Origin of the sequence: Pseudomonas sp. RIT-PI-o (genome assembly GCF_001297215.1) — a bacterium.
GTDB lineage: Bacteria > Pseudomonadota > Gammaproteobacteria > Pseudomonadales > Pseudomonadaceae > Aquipseudomonas > Aquipseudomonas moraviensis_A.
Window position 1 is genome coordinate 156923 of record NZ_LHPA01000020.1, and the last position, 26011, is coordinate 182933.

The following is a 26011-nucleotide window of genomic DNA, read 5'->3' on the forward strand; positions in this document are numbered from 1 at the left end:
TTTCATGGCCGGGCAGGCCTTTAGTTGTAGCGTCACTGCGGCGATGCAACAAACGACCTTTACGCCAGATATCATTCCGTTTATTCATGCTGCGTACAGAAAGACAAGAAAAAGGACTGGCCATGCTGAACAAACGCCACTTGCCCTCGATCACCGCCCTGCAGTGCTTCGAGGCGGTGACCCGGCACCTGAGTTTTACCCGCGCCGCCGAAGAGCTGAATCTGACCCAGAGCGCGGTGAGCAAGCAGGTCGCACAGCTTGAAGAACTGTTGCAGCACTTGCTGTTCCGCCGCGTGCGTCGGCGTTTGCAGATGACGCCCGCCGGAGATTTGTATCTGGTCGAAGTCAGAAAAATCCTCACTCAAGTGGAGATGTCGACGCATTACCTGCGTTCCTACGGCGGAGAGACCGAAGTCCTGCGTGTATCCACCCCTTCGACCTTCGGTGCCCGCTGGCTGGTGCCGCGCCTGAAAGGCTGGCGACTGCGCCATCCGTCGATACATCTGGACCTGTGCAACGAGCAGGAAGCCGATGATCTGTTGCAAGGGCGCAGCGATCTGGCCTTCTATTTCGGCCAGGCGTCGCGCCCGGGTACTGAGTCCCTGAAATTGTTCGGCGAAGAACTGGTACCGGTCTGCGCCCCGGGCAGCCTGCCCGACACGCCTTTGACTGACCCGACGCAACTCACCGATCTGGTGCTGCTGCAAAATGCCTCGCGACCGCAGGCCTGGCACGACTGGTTTGACAGCCAGGGCTACCACACCGAACACAGCTACCACGGGCCGCGTTTCGAAACCTTCTATATGTGCATCCGCGCCGCCCAGGTCGGCTGCGGCGTGGCACTCCTGCCACGGTTTCTGGTGGAAGAGGAATTGGCCGAGGGCAAACTGGTCATACCCTGGCAGCATGCGATGCCCAGCAGCGACGCCTATTACCTGGCCTACCCCGAGCACGCGGCGGAAGTACCGAAGGTACGGGATTTCGTGAAGTGGATGCTGGAGCAGATCGACAGCCCGGCTTGAGGTCAACCGGGGATCCCTGTGGGAGCGAGCCTGCTCGCGAAAGCGTCGGGTCAGCCACATCATCTCTAACTGACACACCGCATTCGCGAGCAGGCTCGCTCCCACATTCGATCTGCGGTGTGCTTAAAAAATGCTGGCAATCCCTACCTCCGATATGCGCCACTAGCGCCATCGATATAGACCGCGCAAGGCGCGGCGCAACTGGAGACCCGTTTATGAGCGAGAGTGTGTTTGCCGATCGCATCGTGCAGAACCTGCTCGACACCGACTTCTACAAGCTGACGATGATGCAGGCGGTGCTGCACAACTACCCCAACGTCGAAGTCGAATGGGAGTTCCGCTGCCGCAACGCCGAGGATCTGCGCCCGTATCTGGCCGAGATCCGTCATCAGATCGAGCGCTTGGCCGAACTGAGCCTGAGTGCCGATCAGCTGAGTTTTCTTGAGCGCATCACCTTCCTGAAACCGGACTTCCTGCGCTTCCTGGGTCTGTTCCGCTTCAACCTGCGTTACTTGCATACCGGCATCGAGAACGGCGAGCTGTTCATCCGCCTGCGCGGGCCATGGCTGCACGTCATCCTTTACGAAGTGCCGCTGCTGGCGATCGTCAGCGAGGTGCGTAACCGCTATCGCTACCGCGAAACCTCGCTGGAGCAGGCCCGCGAACAGCTGTATCGCAAGTTCGACTGGCTGACCGCCAACGCCTCGGCCGATGAACTGTCGCAACTGCAGGTCGCCGATTTCGGCACGCGTCGGCGCTTTTCCTTTGGTGTGCAGGCCGAAGTGGTCAACGTACTCAAGCACGATTTCCCGGGGCGGTTCGTCGGCACCAGCAACGTGCATCTGTCCCGCGAGCTGGACATGAAACCGCTGGGCACCATGGCTCACGAGTGGATCATGGCCCATCAGCAACTCGGCCCGCGCCTGATCGACAGCCAGATCGCCGCGCTCGATTGCTGGGTTCGCGAGTACCGGGGCCTGCTCGGTATCGCCCTTACCGACTGCATCACTACCGACGCCTTCCTTGGCGATTTCGACCTGTTCTTCGCCAAGCTTTTCGACGGCCTGCGCCACGATTCCGGGGACCCGGTGGCGTGGGGCGAAAAGTGCATCGCGCATTACCACAAGCTCGGCATCGACCCGATGAGCAAGACCCTGGTGTTTTCCGACAGTCTGACCCTGCCCAAATCGTTGGAGATTTTCCGCGCGCTGCACGGTCGCATCAATGTGAGCTTCGGCATCGGCACCAACCTCACCTGCGACATCCCGGGTGTCGAACCGATGAGCATCGTGCTTAAAATGACCGCCTGCAACGGCCAGCCGGTGGCGAAGATTTCCGACGAGCCCGGCAAGACCCACTGCAAAGATCCGAATTTCGTCGCCTATTTGCGACATGTGTTTCAGGTTCCTGCCGAATCCAGTCTATCTAGCAAGGAGTGAATTCATGCAAGCCGTACAGCGTGAGATTGCTGAGCAGCTCAAGGTGCAACCACCGTTCGCCGACGATCAGGCCCTGCAGGCCGAAGTCGCCCGACGCCTGACGTTCATTCAGGATTGCCTGGTTAATTCCGGCCTCAAGACCCTGGTGCTGGGCATCAGCGGCGGCGTCGACTCACTCACCGCCGGCCTCCTGGCCCAGCGCGCGGTCCGTGAACTGCGCGAAAAAACCGGCGACGACGGCTACAAATTCATCGCCGTGCGCCTGCCCTACGAAACCCAGTTCGACGAGCACGACGCCAAGGCTTCGCTCGACTGCATCGCCCCTGACGAAATCCACACCGTGAACATCGGCCCGGCGGTCAAGGCGCTGGCTGCTCAGGTGTCGGCGTTCGAAGGCAAACCGGCGGCGTCGGTGGATTTCGTGCTGGGCAATACCAAGGCGCGGATGCGCATGGTGGCGCAGTACACGATTGCCGGGGTGGCGGGCGGTCTGGTGATTGGCACCGACCACGCGGCGGAAGCGGTGATGGGTTTCTTCACCAAATTCGGCGACGGCGCCTGCGACCTCGCCCCGCTCAGCGGTCTGGTGAAAAATCAGGTGCGCGCAATTGCCCGCAGTTTTGGCGCGCCGGAGTCGCTGGTCGAGAAAGTGCCGACCGCCGACCTCGAAGACCTGTCGCCGGGCAAGCCGGACGAAGCGGCGCACGGCGTGACTTATGCCGAGATCGATGCGTTCCTGCACGGTGCAACGGTGCGGGACGAGGCGGCGAAGATCATTGTCGATACGTACAACAAGACTCATCACAAGCGGGTCATGCCGTTCGCACCGTGAGGTACTGAGGAACCTGTAGGAGCTGACGAGTGCAACGAGGCTGCGATCTTTTGATCTTGCTTTGAAGATCAAGATCAAGAGATCGCAGCCTTCGGCAGCTCCTGCACAAACAAAAAAAGCGTCCCTCGGGACGCTTTTTTTTTATCTGAATCACTTGACGACGACGGTGCCTTTCATCATCGAGATGTGGCCAGGGAACGAGCAGAAGAAGCCGTATTTTTCAGCAGCATCCAGTTTCGATACATCGAAAGTCACCGAATCGGTTTCCTTGGCGCCGATGATCTTGGTGTGCGCGATGATGCGGGCGTCGCCATCCTTCAGGTAGCTCTTGTCGATACCGGCGGCCAGGCCGTCGGTAGCGATTGGCTGCATGTCAGCTTCTTTGCTGATCACCAGGTTATGACCCATGACGTTCTTCGGCAGGCTGCCGGAGTGGGTCAGTTCGACGGTGAAGGTCTTGCAGCTCTTGTCGATCACGATTTCCTTGGTGTTGAAGGACATCTGATCGGTGGAATCAACGGTGGTTTTGCACTCGGCAGCCATCAATTGGCTGCTGGCCAGCGCCAGCAGGGATACCGCAACAACTTTGGAAAACATGGTGAATCTCCAAGGCAGGGTTAACAAAAACACTAGTGGTGGAAAGACTGCCTGAAATCATCGCAAGTTCATATGACTTGAGTCAAAAATTGTATACAACTTTCAGGCTATGACACTCATCGACACAATCTAACGGTCATTCCATTCGCTCGGCCCTATGATCGGCCCACCTACTGATACGGAGTGCCTGTCATGTTCTTTAACGGCCTGTTGTGCAGCTTGCTCGCCGCCTACGCCTGTGGCGCCAGCGGTACCTTCGAAGCGCCCGAACGCGAAGTCTGATCCTTGGAGCGCGGAGCGGGAGCCGTTACCCTGTGCGACTGATCGCCTCAGGAGTAACCCATGTCGCTGAAATCCGTTTGTGTATTTTGCGGTGCCAACGCCGGTACCGTGCCAGCCTATACCGAAGCTGCCGTGGCCCTTGGCCGGGCGCTGGCCGAGCGCAAGTTGACCCTGGTCTATGGCGGTGGCGCCGTCGGTTTGATGGGCATTGTCGCTGATGCGGCCCTGGCTGCTGGCGGCGAAGTGATCGGCATCATCCCGCAAAGCCTGATGGACAAGGAGATCGGCCACAAAAGCCTGACCCGTCTCGAAGTGGTCGATGGCATGCACGCGCGCAAAGCGCGGATGGCCGAACTCAGCGATGCGTTCATCGCCCTGCCCGGCGGCCTCGGCACGCTGGAAGAGCTGTTCGAAGTCTGGACCTGGGGCCAGCTCGGCTACCACGGCAAGCCTTTGGGCCTGCTGGAAGTGAACGGTTTCTACAGCAAACTCACGGCTTTTCTCGATCATATCGTCGGCGAAGGCTTCGTTCGCGCGCCACACCGTGACATGCTGCAAGTGAGCGAATCGCCAGATTCCCTGCTCGACGCCCTCGATCAGTGGCAGCCGACCGTCACGCCCAAGTGGGTCGACCAGAAACCCGGTTAACCCCCGGACACCGATACAGGGCAGAATACGCGCCGCTCAACCTCACCTTCGACCCCAGAGGATCGCCCATGGCCAAACCCAATTACTCCTTCGCCAAACGTCAACGAGACCTGGCAAAGGAACAGAAGAAAGAGGAAAAGCTTCAGCGCAAGAAGCAAACCGCTGAAGAAGCGGCACTGAACCCTGACGGTGAAGTGGCGACCGATGATGATGTTGATGCATCCGATGCACCGAAAGATCAGACGCCCGACGCCTGAGCCCCACCGGGTTTGATGATCGAATCAGGCCCTGCGGATTTGTGACGGGGCTGGCGGTTCTGCCGCCGGCCCTCACAGCCCTTTCCAAAACACCCATTTCCCTTGTAGGAGTGAGCCTGCTCGCGATAGCGGTGTGTCAGTCACAACATTTATCGCCTGACACACCGCCATCGCGAGCAGGCTCACTCCTACAGTTTGATCTGCGTTATTCCAGTGGCATCACCGTGACCCGCACTTCCGGGTCGTGATTACCGCCACCGAGAATCACCCCGCGCAACGGCGATACATCGGAGAAGTCCCTTCCCCACGCCAACGTGATGTGTTCCAGCGCCGGCTGCACATTGTTGGTCGGATCGAAATCCACCCATCCCGATACCGGGCAGAATACCGATACCCACGCATGGGAAGCGTCGGCGCCGATCAGCCGTGGCTGCCCCGGCGGTGGCTGGGTCAGCAGGTAACCGCTGACATAACGCGACGCCAGCCCCCGCGAGCGCAGGCAGGCCAGCATCAGGTGGGCAAAGTCCTGACAGACCCCGCGTCGACGCTCCAGCACTTCCACCAGCGGCGTCGCCACCTGGGTGGCGTCGGCATCGAAAGTGAATTCGCTGAATATCTTCTGCATCAGCGCCTGCACGCCGAGCAGCACCGGACGTCCCGGCGGAAAACAGCTGTGCGAGAACTCGACGAAGCTGCGCTTCAAATGCACATAAGGCGACTGGAACCGGTAGCGACAGGCTTCGAGCAAGTCGGCGGACAACGGCTGGCCGCTGTAGGTCAGCGCATCGCGGGTGTGCTCCCACGCCGGGGACTGATTGAAATCCAGCGCCGGTCGCGCCAGCACCTCAACCGTCAGCCGGGCGTTGACCTGCAACTGGTCATGGGGCCGTTCGAAGGCCAGGCGCGTCAGCGGATTGCCGAACACGTCCAGCTCGTCGCGGCGCATGGTCGGCTCGGGGCTGATCAGCAGTTGCTGCTCGGTGCAGCGCTGCCAGCTGCATTCGCGCGGCCACAGGTGCGCCAGTTGCTGCGCGAGGGAGACCGGGCTGTCGTACTGGTAACAGGTGTCGTGAAAGATCTGATACTGAGCGCTCATCACACCGACACCGTACGCTGGCTGACATCATCGACATGGGCGAAATGGCGCAACGCCAGACGATCCGATACCTGGCCGCTGGCCTCGGCGATTTCCTGCAACAGATCGGCCAGACCGTCCAGCGCGGCACGTACGCTGGATTTGCCGAACAGCGGATTTTCCAGACAGCCGAGATCAAACCGCGACAGGCGTTCGACCAGTTGCGGCAATCCGGTCTCGCGAGGCGCAGCGAAATCGTCGTTCAAACGCTTCACCGTGCGGGTCACCAGTTTCAGCTGAAACAACACGGCGTGGGGGTTCTGCTCATCCAGCAACAGCAGATCGAGCACCGGAATCAACTGTGCCACCGCGAGATAGCGCGAGCGATAGGTGATGCTGCTGTTGCCCAGTTCCAGCAACCACTCAAGCCCCGCCTGATCGAACGCACCGGCACCGCGCAGAAACGCGGCCAGACTGCTGCTGAGAAACTGCAAGCGTTCGATGCGTCGGCCGATCATCAGAAAACGCCAGCCTTCGTCGCGGGTCATGTCATCCAGGGCAAACCCCGACAGTGCCGCCAGCGACATCACCAGACGGTTGAGGAAATCCAGCAGTTCGCCGAAGTCCGGCTCATCGACTTCCAGCTCCAGTGCCTCGCGCTGCAATTCGACCAGCGCCTGCCAGTTCTCGCGGGACAGCTTGCCGCGCACTTGCGAGGCGGCCCACTGCAAGCGCTGCAAGTTGGAACGCAGGCTGAACGACCAATCCTCGCCCAGCAACGCAGCGAGCAAGCGTTCCGGCAGTTCGCCTTCATCCGGCAACAGCGCCAGTCGCTCACCGAGATCGACCGCCGCCTGCAACGCTTGCGGATCATCACCATCGACATAGCGCGTGAGCATGATGCGCAGCAGCCGCGCGCTGTCGTCACAGCGTTCGCAGTAGCGGCCGAACCAGAACAGGTTTTCCACCACCCGCGACGGCAAGTACGGATCGCGTCGGACCAGATCATGCACGCCGATATTGCGCTGTGCCTTCCACTGCTCGCCACTCGGCGCACGATCGCTCAGCACCCAGGTGTCCTTGCTCGCCCCGCCGCGCTGCATCGACACCACCTCGGCATCGGCGTCGGCCGCCACTCGGGTCAACCCGCCCGGCAATACGCGGTAGCCATCGTGGCTGGCCACGGCGTACATGCGCATGCCAATCGCGCGGGGTTGCAGTTGACCGTCATCGGCTTGCCAGACCGGCGCCTGCGACAGTTGCGCCAGTTCTTGCGCGACATAGGCATAAGGCCGCGCCTGCATGCGTTGCGCCAGCTCCAGGCGCTGACTTTCATTCAAATCACGGCCGAAAACCGGCGCGAAGCTTTGCGACGGAAACGCCGGTTTGATCAGCAGTTCAGGGAGTTTTTCCAGCGCTTGCGCCAGCACTGGTGCTTCGCCGCACCACCAGGTGGCGATCGACGGCAGGATCAGGTCTTCACCAAACAGGAATTGGTTGATCTTCGGCAGAAAGCCCAACAGGCCCGGCGATTCCAGCACCCCGCTGCCGAGCGCATTGGCCACCAGCACCCGCCCTTGACGCACCGCTTCGAGCAGGCCGGGCACGCCCAGCGCCGAGTCGGTACGCAACTCCAGCGGGTCGCAGAAATCATCGTCGAGGCGGCGCATGATCGCGTGCACCCGGCGCAGGCCGCTGAGGGTTTTCAGGTACACCGTGGCATTGCGCACGGTCAGATCGCCGCCCTCGACCAACGGATAACCGAGCTGGCGGGCCAGATACAGATGCTCGAAATAACTTTCGTTGAAACGCCCTGGGGTCAGCAGCACTACCAACGGTGCGTCATCACCCTCCGGTGCCTGACGCGCCAGGGTTTCCTGCAACGTGCGGAAGAATCCGGCGAGATGCTGAACCTTCAGATCACGGTACAAATCGGGAAAGGCGCGGGAGACGATGGTGCGGTTTTCCAGCGCATAGCCGGCACCGGACGGCGCCTGAGTGCGATCAGCGGTGACCCACCAGCGGCCATCCGGCGTGCGCGCCAGATCCACGGCATACAAATGCAAAAAGGCTGACTCGGGCGGCGCAATGCCCTGACAGGGCCAGAGAAAATTGTTGTGCCCGAACACCAGCTCTGCCGGCAGCAGACCTTCGCTGATCAGCCGTTGCGGGCCGTACAGATCCGCCAGCACCGCATTGAGCAAGCGCCCACGCTGAGCAATGCCGGCGGACAATTGCTGCCACTCATCCGCCGCAATCACATGGGGCAACAGATCCAGTTCCCACGGCCGATCGGCGCCTTTGGGGTCGGCATAGACGTTGTAGGTGACACCGTTTTCCTGAATCTGCCGGGCCAGTAGGGCCTGGCGTTGCACCAGTTGCGCGGGGCTGCTGCGCTGCAACTGATCGAACAGCCGCTGCCAATGCGGACGCACTGCGCCGCTGCCGTCGAGCAGTTCGTGGTAGGTGCCCGCGTTCAGCGGGTAGCGGTCTAGCAGGTCAGGCATGGAAAGCTCGGCAGACAGCAGGGAACGGTCAGACTAACGCAGGCACGTGACACGCGGATATACGAAAAATCCGCGTGTCACGTGAGACTTAGAAACGTCGCAAATCGAGGGTCATCGGCAGTTCGTCACTGATGTCCACTTCAGGTATCGCAAGTTTCCCCGGGGTATGTCCGAGGCGGAAAAACCGCGCCATGCGCCGACTCTCCGCTTCGTTGGCGTTGACCGGCAATGTCTCGTAATTGCGTCCGCCGGGGTGGGTGACGTGATACTGGCAACCGCCCAGCGAACGTCCCATCCAGGTATCGAGCAGGTCGAACACCAGCGGCGCGTGCACCGCGATGGTCGGGTGCAGACAGTTGGCCGGTTGCCAGGCCCGAAAGCGCACCCCGGCGACAAACTCGCCCACCCGTCCGGTCGGGTGCAACGGCACCGCGACGCCATTGCAGGTCAGCAGATACCGCTGCGGCGCCAGGCCGTTGAGCTTGACCTGCAAGCGCTCCAGCGAAGAATCGACGTAGCGCACCGTGCCGCCCGCCGAGCCCTCCTCGCCCAGCACGTGCCAGGGTTCGAGGGCCTGGCGCAGCTCCAGCTCGATGCCGTTGACGGCGTAGTCGCCGACCTTGGGAAAACGAAATTCCAGATGCGCAGCGAACCACTCCGCGCGCAAAGGATAGCCGGCATGGTTGAGCTCGACGATGACGTCGGCAAAATCCTGCTCGATAAAGTGCGCCAGCAGGAAGCGGTCGTGCAGCTCAGTGCCCCAGCGCGCCAGCTTCGGCGGCGCGTAAGGCTCGCGCCAGAACCTTGCAACCAATGCCCGCAACAGCAACTGCTGGGCCAGACTCATCTGCGCGTGTGGCGGCATCTCAAATGCGCGCAATTCAAGCAAACCGAGACGCCCGGTAGCGCCGTCCGGCGAATACAGTTTGTCGATGCAGAATTCGGCGCGATGGGTGTTGCCGGTAACGTCGATCAGCAGATTGCGCAACAGCCGATCCACCAGCCACGGCGCGCATTCTTCGCCCGGTTCGGGTATCTGCGCGAAAGCGATCTCCAGTTCGTACAAGGCATCATTGCGCGCCTCATCGACCCGTGGCGCCTGGGACGTCGGGCCGATGAACAGCCCGGAAAACAGGTACGACAGCGACGGATGGTTGTGCCAATAACTGATCAGGCTGCGCAGCAGGTCCGGCCGCCGCAGAAATGGTGAATCCGCCGGTGTCGCGCCGCCGAGGACGAAATGGTTGCCGCCGCCGGTACCGGTGTGGCGCCCGTCAATCATGAATTTCTCGGTGGTCAGGCGGGTTTGCCGCGCCTGTTCGTAAAGAAACTCGGTGCGCTCGACCAACTCGTCCCAGGTCGCCGACGGCTGCACGTTGACCTCGATCACACCAGGATCCGGAGTGATCCGGAAATTGCTCAGGCGCGAATCACTCGGCGGCTCATAACCTTCCAGCAGCACCGGGCAATGCAGTTCCTCGGCGGTGGCCTCGATGGCCGACACCAGTTCCAGATAATCCTCGACCCGCTCCAGCGGTGGCATGAACAAGTACAGCCGCCCTTCACGAGCCTCGGCGCAGAATGCGGTGCGGGTCAGCCAGTCAGCGGACTCATCGATTTTCGGCACGCGCTCATCCAGCGCAGCAGGTTCGCCGTGCACACTGAGCTGCGCGGGATCCGGCAGCTCGGCAAAGTCCTGATTCGGATCGTTGGGATGGATGAACGGATATTCCGCCGCCTTCACCCACGGCTGCGACGCCAGCGGCAAGCGATACCCCAAGGGCGAATCCCCCGGCACCAGACGACAATGTTCATCGCGCAGATACCAGCGCCCGCTCTGCCACTGATCGCCCTTGGCCGTGCGCGCCAGCGGCAGCACCTGACCGATCACCTTGTTCAGGCCCTGACCGAAAACCTTGCGCAGCCGGGCGCGCTCCAACGGATCTTCCAGGCGCGAATCTTCGGCGCTGACGTTGCCGGGCAACGCGCCCTCGCGCCACAGGTAATAGAGATGATCCTCGTAGGCCGGAAAGACAAAGCGCGCAGGCAACTTCAGACGCTCGGCGACGCTGGCCAGAAAGCGCCCGGCCAGTTCGCCGTCGGCGCCGTAGTCCTCCTGCTCGTCGGCAATCAATGCGGCGTTGTGCCAGATCGGCTGTCCGTCGCGGCGCCAGTAGCAATTGAGCGACCAGCGCGGCAATTGTTCGCCGGGATACCACTTGCCCTGGCCGAAATGCACCAGCCCCTGCAGCGCGTACTGCTTGCGCATGCGCTGGAACAGTTCGGCGGACAGCCGACGCTTGTCCGGCCCCAGCGCGGCGGTGTTCCATTCGGCGCCGTCGGGGTCATCGATGGAGACGAAGGTCGGCTCGCCGCCCATGGTCAGGCGCACATCGCCTTCGAGCAGGTCGGCGTCGATCTGCCGGCCCAGCGCCTGGATCGCCCGCCATTGCTCATCGGTGTAGGGCCTGGTGACCCTCGGCGCTTCCCAGATTCGCTCGACTGACATCTCGTGGCTGAACTGCGTTTCGCAAGGTTCGACCAGACCACTGATCGGCGCCGCCGAGGACGGATCGGGACTGCAGGCCAACGGGATATGTCCTTCACCAGCGAACAGCCCGGACGTGGCATCAAGGCCGATCCAGCCGGCACCCGGCAGATACACCTCGCACCAGGCATGCAGGTCGGTGAAGTCGACGTCGGTGCCGGACGGGCCGTCGAGGCTTTTCACGTCGGCGGTCAGTTGAATCAGGTAACCGGAGACAAACCGTGCCGCCAGACCGAGATTGCGCAGCAACTGCACCAGCAGCCATGCCGAGTCGCGGCAGGAGCCAGAAGCGTGCTGGAGAGTGTGCTCCGGGGTTTGCACGCCCGGTTCCATGCGAATCAGGTAACCGATGTCTTCGCTGAGACGCTGATTGAGCGCCACCAGAAAATCCACGGCAGGCAGCGGCGTGCGGTCGATGCTGTCCAGGTAAGCGTTGAAGGTCGGGGTCAGCGGCAAGATTTCCAGGTACGGCGCCAGCTCCTTGCGCTCATCGGCGGCGTAGCTGAACGGGATTTTTTCGGCGTAGGGTTCGAGGAAGAAGTCGAACGGGTTGAACACGGCCATCTCGGCGAGCAGATCGACTTCGATGCGCAGCTCTGTGGTTTTTTCCGGGAATACCAGGCGTGCCAGGTAATTGCCCTGAGGGTCTTGTTGCCAGTTGATGAAATGCTGCTCGGGCGAGACTTTCAGCGCATAGGACAGAATCCGCGTGCGACTGTGGGGCGCCGGGCGCAGGCGGACGATCTGCGGGCCGAGTTCGACAGCGCGGTCGTAGCGATAATGCGTGACGTGATGCAATGCGACATGAATCGACACGGCGTGCCTCCTGCGAGCCTGGGCGTAGAGGAAAGCGCGCAAGACTTATGCCATGCACAGGCCAGCGCGCTTTCTCGAAATGCTCAAGGCAGTACAGCACCAAAACCGGGCGATGCGAGGAAATGCTTTGGCTCAGTTGCACGCAAATGTTGCGAAGAGCCCCTCACCCTAGCCCTGCCAAAGGGAGAGGAGACTGACCGAGGTGGATGTAAGAGATACGCCGACGTGAAAGTCCTGAGTCGAACCCGGATTTCGAAAAGCATGGAGATCTGCTCCCTTCCCCCTCGCCCTCTTGGGGGAGAGGGCTGGGGTGAGGGGGATGGATCTTGGGGCCTGAATAAATCCAACGACAGAAATGCAAAACGCCAACCCGGAGGTTGGCGTTCTGTTCAGCTTAAGCAGTATTTAGCGCGGCACGACCGGCTTGCGCGTCGGCTTCGGTCCTTTGCCCTTCGCCGCATCCTTGCGCTCCTTGGCCGCCTGCTGGTTGCGGGCAAATGCCGCAGCCTTGGCCTGTTCACGCTTGTCCCAGGGATTACCGCCATCACTGGCACGCGGCGGCAGGCCGGTGTGCTGGGTGAGGATCTTGGTGGTCTTCTCTTTGGCGACCTTGTGGCTGCCGGCCGGCGTCGAGTTCTTGCGACGGGCACTCTGGTAGCTGTCGGTCGTCGGCTGATGCGCCGGAATCAACTGATCCTTGCCCGAGCCGATCAGATCGGCGCGGCCCATGCGCACCAACGCTTCACGCAGCATCGGCCAGCCTTTCGGATCGTGGTAACGCAAGAATGCCTTGTGCAGGCGACGCTGCTCTTCGCTCTTGACGATGGTCACGCCGTCGCTCTTGTAGGTGACCTTGCGCAGCGGGTTCTTGCCCGAGTGGTACATCGCCGTGGCGGTGGCCATCGGCGACGGGTAGAACGCCTGCACCTGGTCGGCGCGGAAGCCGTTGCCCTTGAGCCACAGGGCGAGGTTCATCATGTCTTCGTCGGTGGTGCCCGGGTGGGCGGCGATGAAGTACGGAATCAGGTACTGCTCCTTGCCCGCTTCCTTGGTGTACTTCTCGAACATGCGCTTGAACTTGTCATAGCTGCCGATGCCCGGTTTCATCATCTGGTTGAGCGGGCCTTCCTCGGTGTGTTCCGGGGCGATCTTCAGGTAACCGCCGACGTGGTGGGTCACCAGCTCCTTGACGTACTCCGGCGACTCGACGGCGAGGTCGTAACGCAGCCCGGAGGCAATCAGAATTTTCTTCACACCCGGCAACGCACGGGCGCTGCGGTACAGCTGAATCAGCGACGAGTGGTCGGTGTTCAGGTTCGGGCAGATGCCGGGGAACACGCAGGAAGGCTTGCGGCACGCGGATTCGATTTCCGGGCTCTTGCAGGCGATGCGGTACATGTTCGCGGTCGGGCCGCCGAGGTCGGAAATGACGCCGGTGAAGCCCGGGACCTTGTCGCGGATCTCTTCGATTTCGCGAATGATCGACTCTTCGGAACGGTTCTGGATGATGCGGCCTTCGTGCTCGGTGATCGAGCAGAAGGTGCAGCCACCAAAACAGCCACGCATGATGTTCACCGAGAAACGGATCATGTCGTAGGCGGGGATCTTTTCCTTGCCGTACGCCGGGTGCGGCACCCGGGCGTACGGCATGCCGAACACGTAGTCCATTTCTTCGGTGGTCATCGGAATCGGCGGCGGGTTGAACCAGACATCCACCTCGCCATGCTTCTGCACCAGCGCACGGGCGTTGCCCGGGTTGGTTTCCAAGTGCAGCACGCGGTTGGCGTGGGCGTACAGAACCGGGTCGTTTCGCACCTTCTCCATCGACGGCAGGCGGATCACGGTCTTGTCGCGGGTCATGCGCGGGCTGGCGAGGATCTGCACCACCTTGGCTTCCTGCGGATCTTCGACCGGGCCTTTTTCCTGCTCGATGGCGCAGGCCTGAGTGTCCTGGGTATTCACGTACGGGTTGATGATCTTGTCGACCTTGCCCGGACGGTCGATGCGCGTGGAGTCGACTTCGTACCAGCCCTGCGGCGTGTCGCGACGGATGAACGCAGTGCCGCGGACATCGGTGATGTCTTCGATCTTGTGACCCCACGACAGACGCTGGGCGACTTCAACGATGGCCCGCTCGGCATTGCCGTACAGCAGAATGTCGGCGCTGGCGTCGATCAGGATCGAGTTGCGCACGCGATCCTGCCAATAGTCGTAGTGGGCGATGCGCCGCAGCGAGGCTTCGATGCCGCCGAGCACGATCGGTACATGCTTGTAGGCTTCCTTGCAGCGCTGGCTGTAGACCAGGCTCGCGCGATCCGGACGCTTGCCGGCCATGCCGCCGGGCGTGTAGGCGTCATCGGAACGGATTTTCTTGTCCGCGGTGTAGCGGTTGATCATCGAGTCCATATTGCCCGCCGCGACGCCGAAGAACAGATTCGGCTCGCCGAGCTTCATGAAGTCGTCTTTGGACTGCCAGTTCGGCTGCGCAATGATCCCGACGCGAAAGCCTTGCGACTCCAGCAGCCGGCCGATGATTGCCATGCCGAACGACGGGTGATCGACGTAGGCATCTCCGGTAACAATGATGATGTCGCACGAATCCCAGCCAAGCTGATCCATCTCCTCCCTGCTCATCGGCAGGAATGGCGCTGGCCCGAAACATTCGGCCCAATATTTTGGATAGTCAAATAACGGCTTGGCTGCTTGCATGTCGACGACCGGTGTTGAAGTGAAAAATCGCGGGCGCGGAATATAGCACAAAAATTAACCAATTCCGACGGCAATGGTCGGTTTCTCTTACAACCACGTCGAGCCTGCCTGACAGCCCGTCACAGTGAAAAAAATCAGTGTTCCAATACAACATCCATTAGTCGAGCATCTGTGCCGACTGATGTGACAACCCTTCAAGGATGAAGCAATGTCACCCAAACAGCCCGCCAAGGGCAGCATCAAAGTCAATCTTCCGACCAGCCCTGATTCGCCGCAGCCAGGCCATAGCGGGCGAGCGCCACGGACGCAGCCTGAACCGTCCCTGTCCACCCCTCCTCCGGTGCGGCCGCTCGGCACTCACGGCACAGCCGGCCCTGAGCTGACAAGACAATCTCCCGTCGTCATAGCGCATGCGACTACGGCCTCGGTAGAAAGGGGCGCCACAGGGCCACAATCGCTGGAGCGCTATCGAATCCCGGCTCCTGAACGCTTGTCCCTCGCCAATACCGAGGGCTTGAGGACGTACAAAGGACGCGAATACGTCGATGTCGCGGATGGCGGCATCGTGTTGGTCGGAGTCGATCCGCAGACCGGCCTCTACCGCGCCCAACTCGCCGCCGAGCGGGTTGCCTCGGGTCCGCTCCTGCTGCGTGACACTGGCAGCCGACTGTGGCATTCGCTCAACGACGGTGACGCCGTTACCTTGGCCGACACTCACCTGCAGACGTTTCACACGCCTGTGCATATAACCGACGCCAAGGTCGACAGCGACGGATTGCTGCGCCATGAGGGTCGGCTATACCTGACCCTGCACAATCACGTTTATCGGGTCATGCACGATGTGAGCGCCTCCACGGCGACACAAAAAGCCTGGCGTATCGTCAACCAGAAAGACCCCGTGGCAGCCGACAGCGCAAACATCTACCGGGCCAGCCGCAGCGGCGAGACGCGGCCGGTCAGGCGCGATGACGGCAGTCGCTGGGTCTATCACCTGCCAGACCTGAAGAAAGTCATTCAGGACGCAGAGATTGCGCGCTTGAGTAAAGATACGCTGATGCAGATGTATGAGCCTTTTCACAAGGCCCACACCGATTTGACCAACTCCTCGGCACGTCATAACACCCTCTGGGAAGAGACCCGGAAACTGCCAGAGGGCAGCGCAGAGCGAAACGCAAAATTGCTGAGCCTTGAAGTGCACCTGCTCAAGCATGTGCAAAAGCAGGCGGATTTCGTGGAATCGCTGGTGCTCAACAGGAAATGGCTGGTCCTTGCCAAAGCCGGCGGGTTGTTCAAGGAGGAACTGCACACCTTTCGCATAGAACGCGGCGAATTCCTCAACCGCCTCATGGCGGTCATGGACCTGAGGGTCAAGCCTACGATTTCCAGGCTGGATGCCGACAGTTGCAAAAAGATCATTCCTCACCTGAACAAGAAACTGAGGTTTATCGAAGAACGTGAAGTGGTGTTGGCAGAAATCAGAAAAGCCGCGCCTGGAGCGGAGCCGATACTCGAAGAAATCAGGCAGCAAGTACCGTCGGCCGAGCGCATCAACTTCAACAAGCTGACCCTTTACGTACACCTTTATGCGGGCACGCCAGACCATTCGCCCAATACCACCATGCCATCGCTTTCCTGTGTCGACCTGGTCACCGGAGACCTGAAAAACATTCCGCAACACGAGCACCCGATGGCGCTGCTCTTGAGCCTTGACCAGATCAGGGCGGACAGGTCCCGATTTGCAATGCAACTGGTCGCCAACGCTGACACCGATGCTGTGAAGGCCGGGTATCTCAGGGAAATCCTCAATCTGATTGATCCACTCGAGACGCGGATCGAAAACAGGCTCAGCGGCATTCTGGAATCGATCGGCCGCGATCGGGAACTGCCCGACATCGACCACGATATCGATTTCGATTTCCTGCCAGCGCAGCCCGACCCTTCCGAAAGTCCCCGCCCCCTGACACCGAGAAAAGTTTTCCGGGTCCGCCAACACGGCACCTACCGGGTTCTGGTCGGCGAAACGGAAACCGCTCAGGACGGCAATGTCATCGTCAGGGTTCCAGACCCGTTGCGCCCAGGCTCTCCCTCCGCCCGCTATGAAAAAAGACAAGGTGAATGGTTGCCAGTGCGACCGCCTATCGCCAGCACCCCAAGCCCCCAGCTGGTCGCCGAGGCGAAACGGTTACTGACCGATGTCGAACAACACGTTGCCAAGGCCAGGGTGGATGAAACCAGAAAAGCCAATCCGAGCGAGATTGTCGAAGACCTGAGCAAAGAAACCGAGCGTATGAACGAGCAGGCGAGACGCCTGGAAGGCCATGAGGACGCGCCCGGTGACCGCGAAATCCTCGACCTGGCTGCGCGTTTGCGAACCGCTGCCAGGTTACTGGAAGCGCATGGCCGAAGCGTTCTTGTGCGCATGTACAAGAACAGCGACGTGCTCGACATCATGCGTTTGAATTATCTGATGGATGCCGACGAAGTCAGCGTGAGCAAAACCGTTGATCGCAAGCAGTTGGGCAAAGGCAAGAGCAAGTCGTTTCTCGACGTTTATTCGATCACTGATCGCGCCAATGACGCACCGCTGTGGGAGGCACATTTCCACTATGACCAGCGCGACGCCCCGCCCCTGAGTTTCACCACACGGGGCGGCCACCTTAAAACCCTCGAACAGAGCCGACGCGGCATCGACGCTCAGCGCCGCGACGAACAGGCCGGCTTGCCGCACGTGGCGATCTGGCGCCAGACCTTCGATGGCAAGACCGCGAGCAAAATATTTGCACTGGCCAACCCGGCTGCTGTGCCCGCCAGGGCTGAGTGAAGGACTCAGGACAACACCATCCATCAGGCAATGACGCCGACCCTGCCATCAGTTCCCGTTCAGTCGGGCTGATGCGCAAACCCTGCAAGGATAGAAAGACATGCCCGTTAAATCGCCTCCCAGAGGAAACAGTTCCGGCAACCCCCCGGTTCGGCAAAACGCTGTGCCAGACGTGGACACCCCGCGTCTCGACTTGCCACTGCGCACAGCTTCAGAGATCTCGATACCCGGTGGGCAGTCATCACGACCGGGCCGCTTGCCAACGCCAGCCGATATCGACGCGATCGAGCCGGCACCAGGCGTCACGGTTCATCAGCCCGGGTCGCCCATTGATAATGCGCATGGGGCAAGCCAGTCCCTGGAGCACTACTGGGTGCCCGCGGCCAGCGGTTTGTCGGATCGCAACGCTGACGGTTTGAGAACGCACAAGGGCCGCCAGTACGTCGACGTGCCCGGTGGCATCGTACTGGTCGGCAAGGATCCGGAAACGGGACTGTACAGAGCCAGACGGCCCAGCGAGTCCAGCCCCTCGGGCCCGGTGCTGCTGCGCGACTCCAGTTCAGGTGTCTGGCATGAGCTGGAACAATTCGAACCGATCGGTATCGCGTTGTCGGTCACCCGCCTGGAGGCATTCCGTACACCGCTGGACTTCAGCGGCTTGCAAAGCGGCAACGATGGTCTGCACCGGTTCAACGGCAAACTGTATGCGGTGATCGACAACCACAGCTATCAAGTGCTGCACGACGTTGATGCGTCAACCCCGTCGACGACGGTGATGCGTATCGTCCGTGCGCAGGATCCGGTTGCCCGTGACAGCGCCAATACGTATATCGCCACGCGTCCGGGGCGGTCGGAACCGATTATTTTCGATGCCCGCGAAGGCTGGCTGGGAACCGAGGTCGGCGGTGCCGGCGGCATGTTCCGTAGCGAGTCGGGCGACCCCGCACACCCAGGCCTGTTGCAACGGCTTGCCACGGCGGTCAATCGTTTGCGTACCCCTGAGTCGCGTGCACGAAAGCTCTTTCCGGCACTCGACAGCGAGGGAATCACTCGACTTTTGCGCTCGAAGGGGGAAAACGTCAGCAGCTTTCTGAGCCAGCGCGAGAATGAATACACGTTGCTCAAGGCAGAACTCGCTGCCTGGATCAAGAAGACTTCCCCAGAGTCCGCCACCGACCCTGCGCACCCCGCGGTGGAGCATGCGGTCGAAGAAATCAAACGCTGTTGGAAGCGCCAGACCGGGGAGACGCTGAAACTTGACCTGGGGAATGCAATCCTCGCCCCACTGACTGCCGATTTCAGCCATGTACGCACGCTGGAGTTGAAAGCGCTTGCCTGGACTGACAGCGCCGACACCTTCCTCGGCAGTTTTCCCAACCTCGAAAAACTTTCGGTCACCCACTCCTCTCTGGATAAGCTGCCCGCCGGCATTGCGAACATGTCCGGTCTCAAAACCCTGGAGCTGAACTCCAATCACATCGAGCTGAGTGAGCAAAAGGCGATAGAACTCGGCGCGCTCCACCAGCTCGAACAACTGGATCTGTCGGGTAACCCGCTCGGAAAAACGCCAGACTTCAGCGGCATGTCGCAACTGCGGTCATTGAACCTGAGCAACGCCGGATTGCAGAGCTGGCCCAGCGGTCTGCGCGAGCAGGGGGCACTGCAGGTGGTCGACCTGCGCAACAACCAACTGCGCGAAATTCCGCAGGCGATCCTCAATCCGCCCAGCGATCAATTCTTGGCCAGCGCCCGTATCAACTCGGTCACCCTGATTGAAGGCAACCCCTTCCCTGCCGGCTATTGGCGAACCCTCGAAGTGTACTGGCGGCGTGTGGCGAACGATTTTCCATCGATGCGCACTGACTCTCGTGCAGATGCGTTCAGACTGGATGGGGAAATTCCTGAATTAGCGATGGTACGACGCATGTACCCGGACAAGGATGTGCAAGCCGCCAGGGAGTATCTGATCGGCCTGGGTGATGGCGCCGAGACTCGGATAGTCCAACGGATTGCCGGTTTCGAACTGCTGGAAACGCAACTGCAAGCCTATATAGCCGACAGTCAACCCGGCCCGGCCAGCGTCATGGGGCCGGACAGGATCAACGCAACGCGCCTGGCAAGAATCATCAGAGGCTGCTGGCTGGGCGACTCGGATGGCGTGCTGAAACTGCCACCGATGTACGGCCCGCTGCCATTGCTGACCGTGGACTTCAGTCACGTCAGAACCCTCGAACTCGACTCAGTGATCTGGTCGGACACGGCCACTACTCTGCTGTCCAGCTGCCCCAATCTGCAAAGCCTGACCATTGTCCACTCAGGCCTTGAAAAATTACCCGCCAGGATTGCCGAGCTGGACAAACTCAGCCATCTGAACCTGAGTTCAAACCGGATAAAGCTGGATGAGCAAAGCGCTTCGGCAGTGAGTGCATTGCATCAGTTGAAACACATCGATCTGTCCAACAACCAATTGCGCACAGTGCCCGACTTCAGCGCCATGCCCGGCTTGCAGGTCTTGAATCTGAAAAACACCGGCCTCAATCAGTGGCCGGTCGGGCTGCTGGATAAAACCGGCTTGACCAGCCTGGACCTGCGCGACAATCGCTTGAGCGAGGTTCCCCAGGCGAACCTCAACCCGACACCCGAGACGCTGTCCGTTGTCGCGCGAATCAACAATGTCACGCGGCTTGAAGGCAACGACTTTCCGGCTGCGTACTGGCGAAAATTCGACAGCTACTGGAAGCGCCTCAAAGAATCTCACCCCGAACTGATGGAGCCCGCCCACCCCGCCGTGTTCGATAGCGAAAACTCGAGGGCGCAACGCTATCGAACTCTGTATCCGGCCAAAACCATTAAAGAGTGCAGAGAATTCATCTGGAATCATGACCGAGGCACCGTTGCCCCGCGCTTGCTCGCGCTGGAACAAGAGTTCGAACAGCTGAAAGGCCAGCTCGACGATTGGGTGTTTTCCGGCGCTGGCAACAGGCAGCATTACGTGCGTGCCAATGAACTGCAAATCAACGCCATGACCCGCAATGACCGCACCACCGCGCGTGATCGAATCATCAGTTGCTGGCGGCGTGAAACGGCGCAGGTGCACGCTTTTGATGGCTCGCCAATTGGCCTGGAACTTGACTTGAGCGGCCTGACCTTGCCGACGCTGCCGGATCTGAGCATGGACTTCAGTCACGTTGGCTCACTGCGGTTGAGCGGAATGAGCCTGACGGCGTCTCCGGAAGGTTTCCTCACCCGCTTTCGTCATGTGCGCTGGCTCGACATGTCGAGCAACGGGCTGGGGGACTTACCGCCGGCCGTGGGCGAAATGCATGGGATGACGCGGCTGTTCTTGCAGAACAACCAACTTGAACTCAACGCGGAAACGGCGCAAATACTGGCCGAACGCACTACCCTCAGAGCACTCTGGATAGACAATAATCCGCATCTTGGCGTGCTACCGGACTTCAGCCAGATCCCCGATATGCGTGAAGCCAGTCTGGCGAACACCGGAATCTCACAGTGGCCGACCGGCCTGTTCGATCAACCCAGGCTGACCAGAATCGATCTGAGCGACAATCAGATCACCACGATTCCTGAGTTTGTCACCCCAGTGGCCGTCGAGCGCCTGGCGCATTCGGTTCAGGTCAACAGTGGCACGCTGGTGAGCAATAACCCGTTGTCTGACGCCAGCCGCCTGCAGTTGCAAGCCTACGGCGAGCGACTGAGGCTGGCGAGAACGCCACTGAACCGAAGATCCAACCTGATCTCGACGTCTGTCACCGTTACCCGGCGCCCCATTGCAAGAAACAACATGGAACCGGACCCGCAATGGACTGCGGGATTAACCGTCGATGAAGTCTCCCGCAGAAAAGCGCAATGGCGCACATTGCGCGAACATGAAGGCTCGGACGGCTTCTTCAACATCCTGGCAAGCCGCGTTCACCACGCCGATTTCCGGCGCCAGGCCTGGGACGTGATCGATGTCATCACCCAAGACAATCCGCAGTCGCGAACCTTGCGCAGGGAGCTGTTCGCTCGCGCATGCGAAGCCGGTTGCACTGACCTCGCCGCAGCGACGTTCACCGACCTGCAGGTGCTGGCCATGACGCACAAGGCTCGCGTGCAGGCCAGACAGGACCTGCAGGGCGGGCCATTGGTGGAATTGTCCAAAGGATTGTTTCGTTTGAAGCACGTTGACGAGATTGCGGCAGCAGAGATCGCGTCGAGCAAGGCAATCATCGACAATCCGGCAACATCCCCGGAGCTGCGAAACAGCCACAGCCTGCGCATCCGCGATCCCCATGAAATGACCATGGCTTATCGCTTTGGCCTCAAGGATCGGCTGCAATTACCGTTTCAACCGCAATCCCTTACGTTTATCGGCATGGCCGGGGTGACTCCGGCCATGCTGGAGGTGGCTTATAAAAAGGTCATTGCGCTGGACGGTTCGCCCGAAGAATTTCAGGCGCTGGTATCGATGGATTTCTGGCAGGACTTCATCGTTCACAAATACCAGGCGCAATTCGATGCGAGCCGCCAGCCGTTTCAGGATCGGCAAGAGATGCTGGACAGCCAGTCAGCGCAACGCCTGCTGACCGACGCTCAATACAAATCAAAAACCGATGATGTGACGGCGCAGCTGGCGATTGTCGAAGCGACTTTGATTCAAACGCTGACGCGCAAGGAACTGCAGCCCCGAGCGACCGTCGAGGCACCTGCTGTAGACGGCACGCCTGCGGACGAAAGTCCGGGACCAAGCGGCGCGACTGGGTAAGCGGTGCAGCGTGACAGCGGGCCGGTCGATTTCGTCCTGCTGTCACTCGTCGTCGTCGAAGTTGTAGCTGCCAGGCGCAAGGTTTTCAAAACGCGTGTACTTGCCGATGAACGCCAGCCGAATGAACCCGATCGGACCGTTACGCTGCTTGCCGATGATGATTTCGGCGATGCCCTTGTGCTCGGTTTCCGGGTGATACACCTCGTCACGGTAAACGAACATGATCACGTCGGCGTCCTGCTCGATCGCTCCGGATTCCCGCAAGTCGGAGTTCACCGGGCGCTTGTTGGGACGTTGTTCAAGGGAACGGTTGAGCTGCGACAGGGCGACTACCGGGCAGTTGAATTCCTTGGCCAGGGCCTTCAGGGATCGGGAGATCTCGGAAATCTCGTTGGTACGGTTGTCACCGCTGGACCCGGGGATCTGCATCAGTTGCAGGTAGTCGATCATGATCAGACCGACGTCGCCATGCTCACGCACCAGGCGCCGGGTTCGCGCGCGCATTTCCGAAGGACTGATACCCGCGGTGTCATCGATGAACAGTTTGCGATCGTTGAGCAGGTTGACCGCCGAAGTCAGGCGCGGCCAGTCATCGTCTTCGAGCTGACCGGAACGCACCTTGGTCTGGTCGATCCGGCCGAGCGACGACAGCATACGCATGATCAGCGATTCGCCTGGCATCTCGAGGGAGTAGACCAGCACCGCTTTCTCGCTGCGCAACACGGCGTTTTCCACCAGGTTCATTGCGAAGGTGGTCTTACCCATCGACGGACGGCCGGCGACGATAATCAGGTCGGACGGCTGCAAGCCGCTGGTTTTCTCGTCGAGATCCGTGTAGCCGGTGGACAGGCCGGTGATCGCGTCTGCGGTGTTGAACAGGGTATCGATGCGGTCGATGGCCTTGGTCAGCAGCTCGTTGACGCCGACCGGGCCGCCGGTCTTCGGCCGCGCTTCGGCGATCTGGAAGATCTGCCGTTCGGCTTCGTCGAGGATTTCTTCGGCAGTACGGCCTTCCGGGTTGAAGGCGCTGTCGGCGATCTCGGTGCTGATCCCGATCAGTTGGCGCAACGTCGCACGCTGGCGGACGATCTGCGCATAGGCCTTGATGTTGGCGACGGACGGCGTGTTTTTCGCCAGTTCGCCAAGATAGCCGAGGCCGCCGACTTGCGACGTCTGACCTTCCTTGTCCAATTGCTCGGCAAGGGTCACGACGTCGATCGGCGAGTTCTGATCGGCCAGTTTGGCGATGGCACGGAAGATCAGGCGGTGGTCATGTCGATAGAAATCGCCGTCGGAGACTTGATCGAGCACGCGTTCCCAGGCGTTGTTGTCCAGCATCAGACCACCGAGTACGGCCTGTTCGGCCTCGATGGAATGCGGCGGCACCTTCAGGGCAGCGGTTTGCAGATCGTATTGCTCGGGAGCGGAGATATCGTTCATGGCCACTTGAGTATTAGTGAAAAGCGGGGAATTCAGAAAGACAAAGGGCACGACCTGTAAACAGGATCGTGCCCGATGTTAACCGTCTGACGGACAAGCCGCCAGCCGATCGATGTTGCTTAAGCTGCTACCACGACAACGCGTACGGTGGCTTCAACTTCGGCGTGCAGGTGCACGGCCACGTCGAATTCACCCACGTTGCGGATGGTGCCGTTCGGCAGACGAACTTCGCTCTTCTGCACTTCAACGCCGGAAGCGGTCAGTGCGTCAGCGATGTCGTGAGTACCGATCGAACCGAACAGCTTGCCTTCGTCGCCAGCGGTGGCAGTGATGGTCACTTCCAGCTCGGCCAGTTGGGCAGCACGGCTTTCAGCCGATGCCTTACGGTCTGCGGCAGCTTTTTCCAGCTCGGCGCGACGCTCTTCGAACGCAGCCAGGTTGGCAGCGGTCGCAGCGGTAGCCTTGCCGAAAGGCAGCAGGTAGTTACGGCCGTAACCGGCCTTAACGTTTACTTTGTCGCCCAGGTTGCCCAGGTTGGCGATTTTTTCCAGAAGGATCAGTTGCATGTGAAAATCCTCTAACTTTTAACCTTCACCGTTCGCGCTGTCGGTGTCTTTCGACACGTGACGACCGCGAAAATCAATCAGGCTGTCGACAATGGCCAGAACCACGAGCAACGGATAGATCAGCTGCATGAACAACAGCAGCGTGACGTACAACCCCACCAGCCAGAAACCGGCCAGTCGCTTCTGCCCGACCAGCCCATGAATCAGGGCCAGCCCGGCGAACACCAGCGGTACACTGCACAACGGCGTCAACATGGCCATCTGTGCACCGAGATTCGGGCCCAGAAGCATCAACGCCAGCAGTAACATCGCCGGCCCCAGCGGGATGCGGATGGCGCGAAACTCGCGACCGAAACCACCCGGGTTGTACAACAACGCCTGCCAATGCCGCCCGACAATCAGGCTCAGCACGCTGACGATCTGCAACAAGGCCGCAATCAGTCCGGTCAGGACCGGTGCAATCAGGGACGCGAAACGCGCTTGCTCATCGACCGACAATTGCTTGTAGGTCTTACCGAGAAGCGCCGGCATGACCTTTATAAGGGCCTGTGCGAGCATCTCGATCTGGGCCGCAAACGCGACCCCGAGCACCACTGAAAACACCACTCCGATCACTACGCTGACCAGCAGCGTACGGACCCAGGATTCGCTTGCGCGCAAAACCAACGCAAGCACCGCAGACCCCAGCAGCACCAGAAGTGCCCGTGGGTCGTCGGCATACAGCCACCAGATCAAGGCTGGCAGCAGTCCCAGGGACAGAACGCCAAGGGCGTCCGCCAATCCGCGCCGCAGCAGCACAAGGCTCCCGGCGGCAGCACCCAACCAATACAACAACGGCAATGTTGCACATCCGGCCACCACGAGAGTGGCCTGCATTCGGCCTCGCATGATGAACTCAGCTAAGGCGCGCATGCATTCAATCCTTTGCTACTTGTCGACTGCCCGGTCTCAGCGGCCGTGGCTGTCGGTGTAGGCCAGCAGGGCCAGGAAGCGGGCGCGCTTGATAGCGGTGGCCAGCTGACGCTGATAACGAGCTTTGGTACCGGTGATGCGGCTTGGAACGATTTTGCCGGTCTCGGATACGTAGGCTTTCAGAGTGTTGAGATCTTTGTAATCGATCTCTTTCACGTCTTCAGCGGTGAAGCGGCAGAATTTACGACGACGGAAGAAACGTGCCATTTGATAGGCTCCTTAATAAGGTCCGTGGATTACTCGTCAGCGTTATCGCTGTTGTCGCTGTCATCACTGTCGGTGCCTTCGGCGCCTTCGTGCTCAGGACGGTCGCGACGCTCACGGCGCTCACTGCGGTTTTCTTCAGCCTTGAGCATCTCGGACTGGCCGGTAACGGCTTCGTCGCGACGGATGACCAGGTTACGGATCACTGCATCGTTGTAGCGGAAGTTGTCTTCCAGCTCGGCCAGGGCCTTGCCAGTGCACTCAACGTTCAGCATCACGTAGTGAGCCTTGTGAACATTGTTGATTGCGTAGGCCAGTTGACGACGGCCCCAGTCTTCCAGACGGTGGATTTTGCCGCCGTCTTCTTCGATCAGCTTGGTGTAACGCTCAACCATGCCGCCGACTTGCTCGCTCTGATCCGGGTGGACCAGAAAGATGATTTCGTAATGACGCATGAATGCTCCTTACGGGTTGTAGCCTGCCGCTCAAAAACGGTCAGACAAGGAGT

At 60.4% G+C, this 26011-nt stretch carries 17 protein-coding genes; 7 read left to right on the forward strand and 10 right to left on the reverse strand.

The genetic code is table 11. The features are described 5' to 3' along the window. The first annotated feature begins 122 nt into the window (after positions 1 to 122). From AEQ63_RS09505 to nadE, 3 genes are all read left to right on the forward strand, one after another. Positions 123 to 1022, forward strand: coding sequence for a LysR family transcriptional regulator (locus tag AEQ63_RS09505; protein ID WP_064363075.1), 900 nt, complete (start codon positions 123 to 125; stop codon positions 1020 to 1022). A gap of 215 nt (positions 1023 to 1237) precedes the next feature. Continuing rightward, entirely contained in the window at positions 1238 to 2461 is a 1224-nt protein-coding gene (gene pncB, locus AEQ63_RS09510; RefSeq protein WP_042608959.1) for a nicotinate phosphoribosyltransferase, read from the forward strand. A 4-nt stretch (positions 2462 to 2465) separates the two neighbouring features. Further along, entirely contained in the window at positions 2466 to 3293 is an 828-nt protein-coding gene (nadE, locus tag AEQ63_RS09515; protein ID WP_064363077.1) for an ammonia-dependent NAD(+) synthetase, read from the forward strand. Positions 3294 to 3443: 150 nt separating this feature from the next. On the opposite strand, the gene azu is transcribed toward nadE, so the two are convergent. After that, complete coding sequence (gene azu / locus AEQ63_RS09520; RefSeq protein ID WP_064363079.1) at positions 3444 to 3890, reverse strand: azurin; 447 nt, start codon at positions 3888 to 3890, stop codon at positions 3444 to 3446. A gap of 342 nt (positions 3891 to 4232) precedes the next feature. Between azu and AEQ63_RS09525 the strand changes: the two genes are divergently transcribed. Both AEQ63_RS09525 and AEQ63_RS09530 read left to right on the forward strand, forming a co-directional pair. Next, positions 4233 to 4820 (forward strand): TIGR00730 family Rossman fold protein, encoded by a 588-nt coding sequence (locus AEQ63_RS09525; protein WP_042608963.1) that lies wholly within the window; start codon positions 4233 to 4235, stop codon positions 4818 to 4820. Positions 4821 to 4888: 68 nt separating this feature from the next. Beyond that, entirely contained in the window at positions 4889 to 5077 is a 189-nt protein-coding gene (locus tag AEQ63_RS09530) for a hypothetical protein (RefSeq protein ID WP_016771927.1), read from the forward strand. A gap of 205 nt (positions 5078 to 5282) precedes the next feature. Here AEQ63_RS09530 and AEQ63_RS09535 read toward each other — a convergent pair whose 3' ends face one another. The 4 genes from AEQ63_RS09535 to AEQ63_RS09550 all read right to left on the reverse strand — a co-directional run bounded on the left by AEQ63_RS09535 (position 5283) and on the right by AEQ63_RS09550 (position 14732). Next, positions 5283 to 6173, reverse strand: a complete 891-nt coding sequence (locus AEQ63_RS09535) for a transglutaminase family protein (protein WP_064363081.1) — start codon at positions 6171 to 6173, stop codon at positions 5283 to 5285. Continuing rightward, positions 6173 to 8659, reverse strand: coding sequence for a circularly permuted type 2 ATP-grasp protein (locus tag AEQ63_RS09540; RefSeq protein ID WP_064363082.1), 2487 nt, complete (start codon positions 8657 to 8659; stop codon positions 6173 to 6175). The genes AEQ63_RS09535 and AEQ63_RS09540 overlap by 1 nt, the downstream gene beginning before the upstream one ends. 88 nt (positions 8660 to 8747) lie before the next feature. Next, the gene (locus AEQ63_RS09545; protein WP_064363084.1) at positions 8748 to 12023 is read right to left on the reverse strand and encodes a transglutaminase family protein; all 3276 of its coding nucleotides are present in this window, start codon (positions 12021 to 12023) and stop codon (positions 8748 to 8750) included. Positions 12024 to 12428: 405 nt separating this feature from the next. After that, entirely contained in the window at positions 12429 to 14732 is a 2304-nt protein-coding gene (locus AEQ63_RS09550) for a YgiQ family radical SAM protein (protein ID WP_064363086.1), read from the reverse strand. 208 nt (positions 14733 to 14940) lie between these two features. Between AEQ63_RS09550 and AEQ63_RS09555 the strand changes: the two genes are divergently transcribed. Continuing rightward, positions 14941 to 17553, forward strand: a complete 2613-nt coding sequence (locus AEQ63_RS09555; RefSeq protein ID WP_236705251.1) for a hypothetical protein — start codon at positions 14941 to 14943, stop codon at positions 17551 to 17553. Positions 17554 to 17926: 373 nt separating this feature from the next. After that, positions 17927 to 22321 carry an NEL-type E3 ubiquitin ligase domain-containing protein gene (locus AEQ63_RS09560; protein ID WP_236705252.1) on the forward strand — a complete coding sequence of 1465 codons (4395 nt, stop codon included), beginning with the start codon at positions 17927 to 17929 and terminating at the stop codon, positions 22319 to 22321. A gap of 42 nt (positions 22322 to 22363) precedes the next feature. Here the strand turns inward: AEQ63_RS09560 and dnaB are convergent, their stop codons facing one another. The 5 genes from dnaB to rpsF form a co-directional block, all read right to left on the reverse strand. Beyond that, positions 22364 to 23761, reverse strand: a complete 1398-nt coding sequence (dnaB, locus tag AEQ63_RS09565; protein ID WP_016771936.1) for a replicative DNA helicase — start codon at positions 23759 to 23761, stop codon at positions 22364 to 22366. Positions 23762 to 23880: 119 nt separating this feature from the next. Continuing rightward, complete coding sequence (gene rplI / locus AEQ63_RS09570; protein ID WP_003221136.1) at positions 23881 to 24327, reverse strand: 50S ribosomal protein L9; 447 nt, start codon at positions 24325 to 24327, stop codon at positions 23881 to 23883. 18 nt (positions 24328 to 24345) lie between these two features. Continuing rightward, positions 24346 to 25239 carry a hypothetical protein gene (locus tag AEQ63_RS09575; RefSeq protein WP_064363089.1) on the reverse strand — a complete coding sequence of 298 codons (894 nt, stop codon included), beginning with the start codon at positions 25237 to 25239 and terminating at the stop codon, positions 24346 to 24348. A 36-nt stretch (positions 25240 to 25275) separates the two neighbouring features. Beyond that, a complete protein-coding gene (gene rpsR, locus AEQ63_RS09580; protein WP_002551829.1) occupies positions 25276 to 25506 on the reverse strand; it encodes a 30S ribosomal protein S18 in 231 nt (76 codons plus the stop codon). A 29-nt stretch (positions 25507 to 25535) separates the two neighbouring features. Next, entirely contained in the window at positions 25536 to 25958 is a 423-nt protein-coding gene (gene rpsF, locus AEQ63_RS09585) for a 30S ribosomal protein S6 (RefSeq protein ID WP_016771938.1), read from the reverse strand. Between the last annotated feature and the right edge of the window lie 53 nt (positions 25959 to 26011).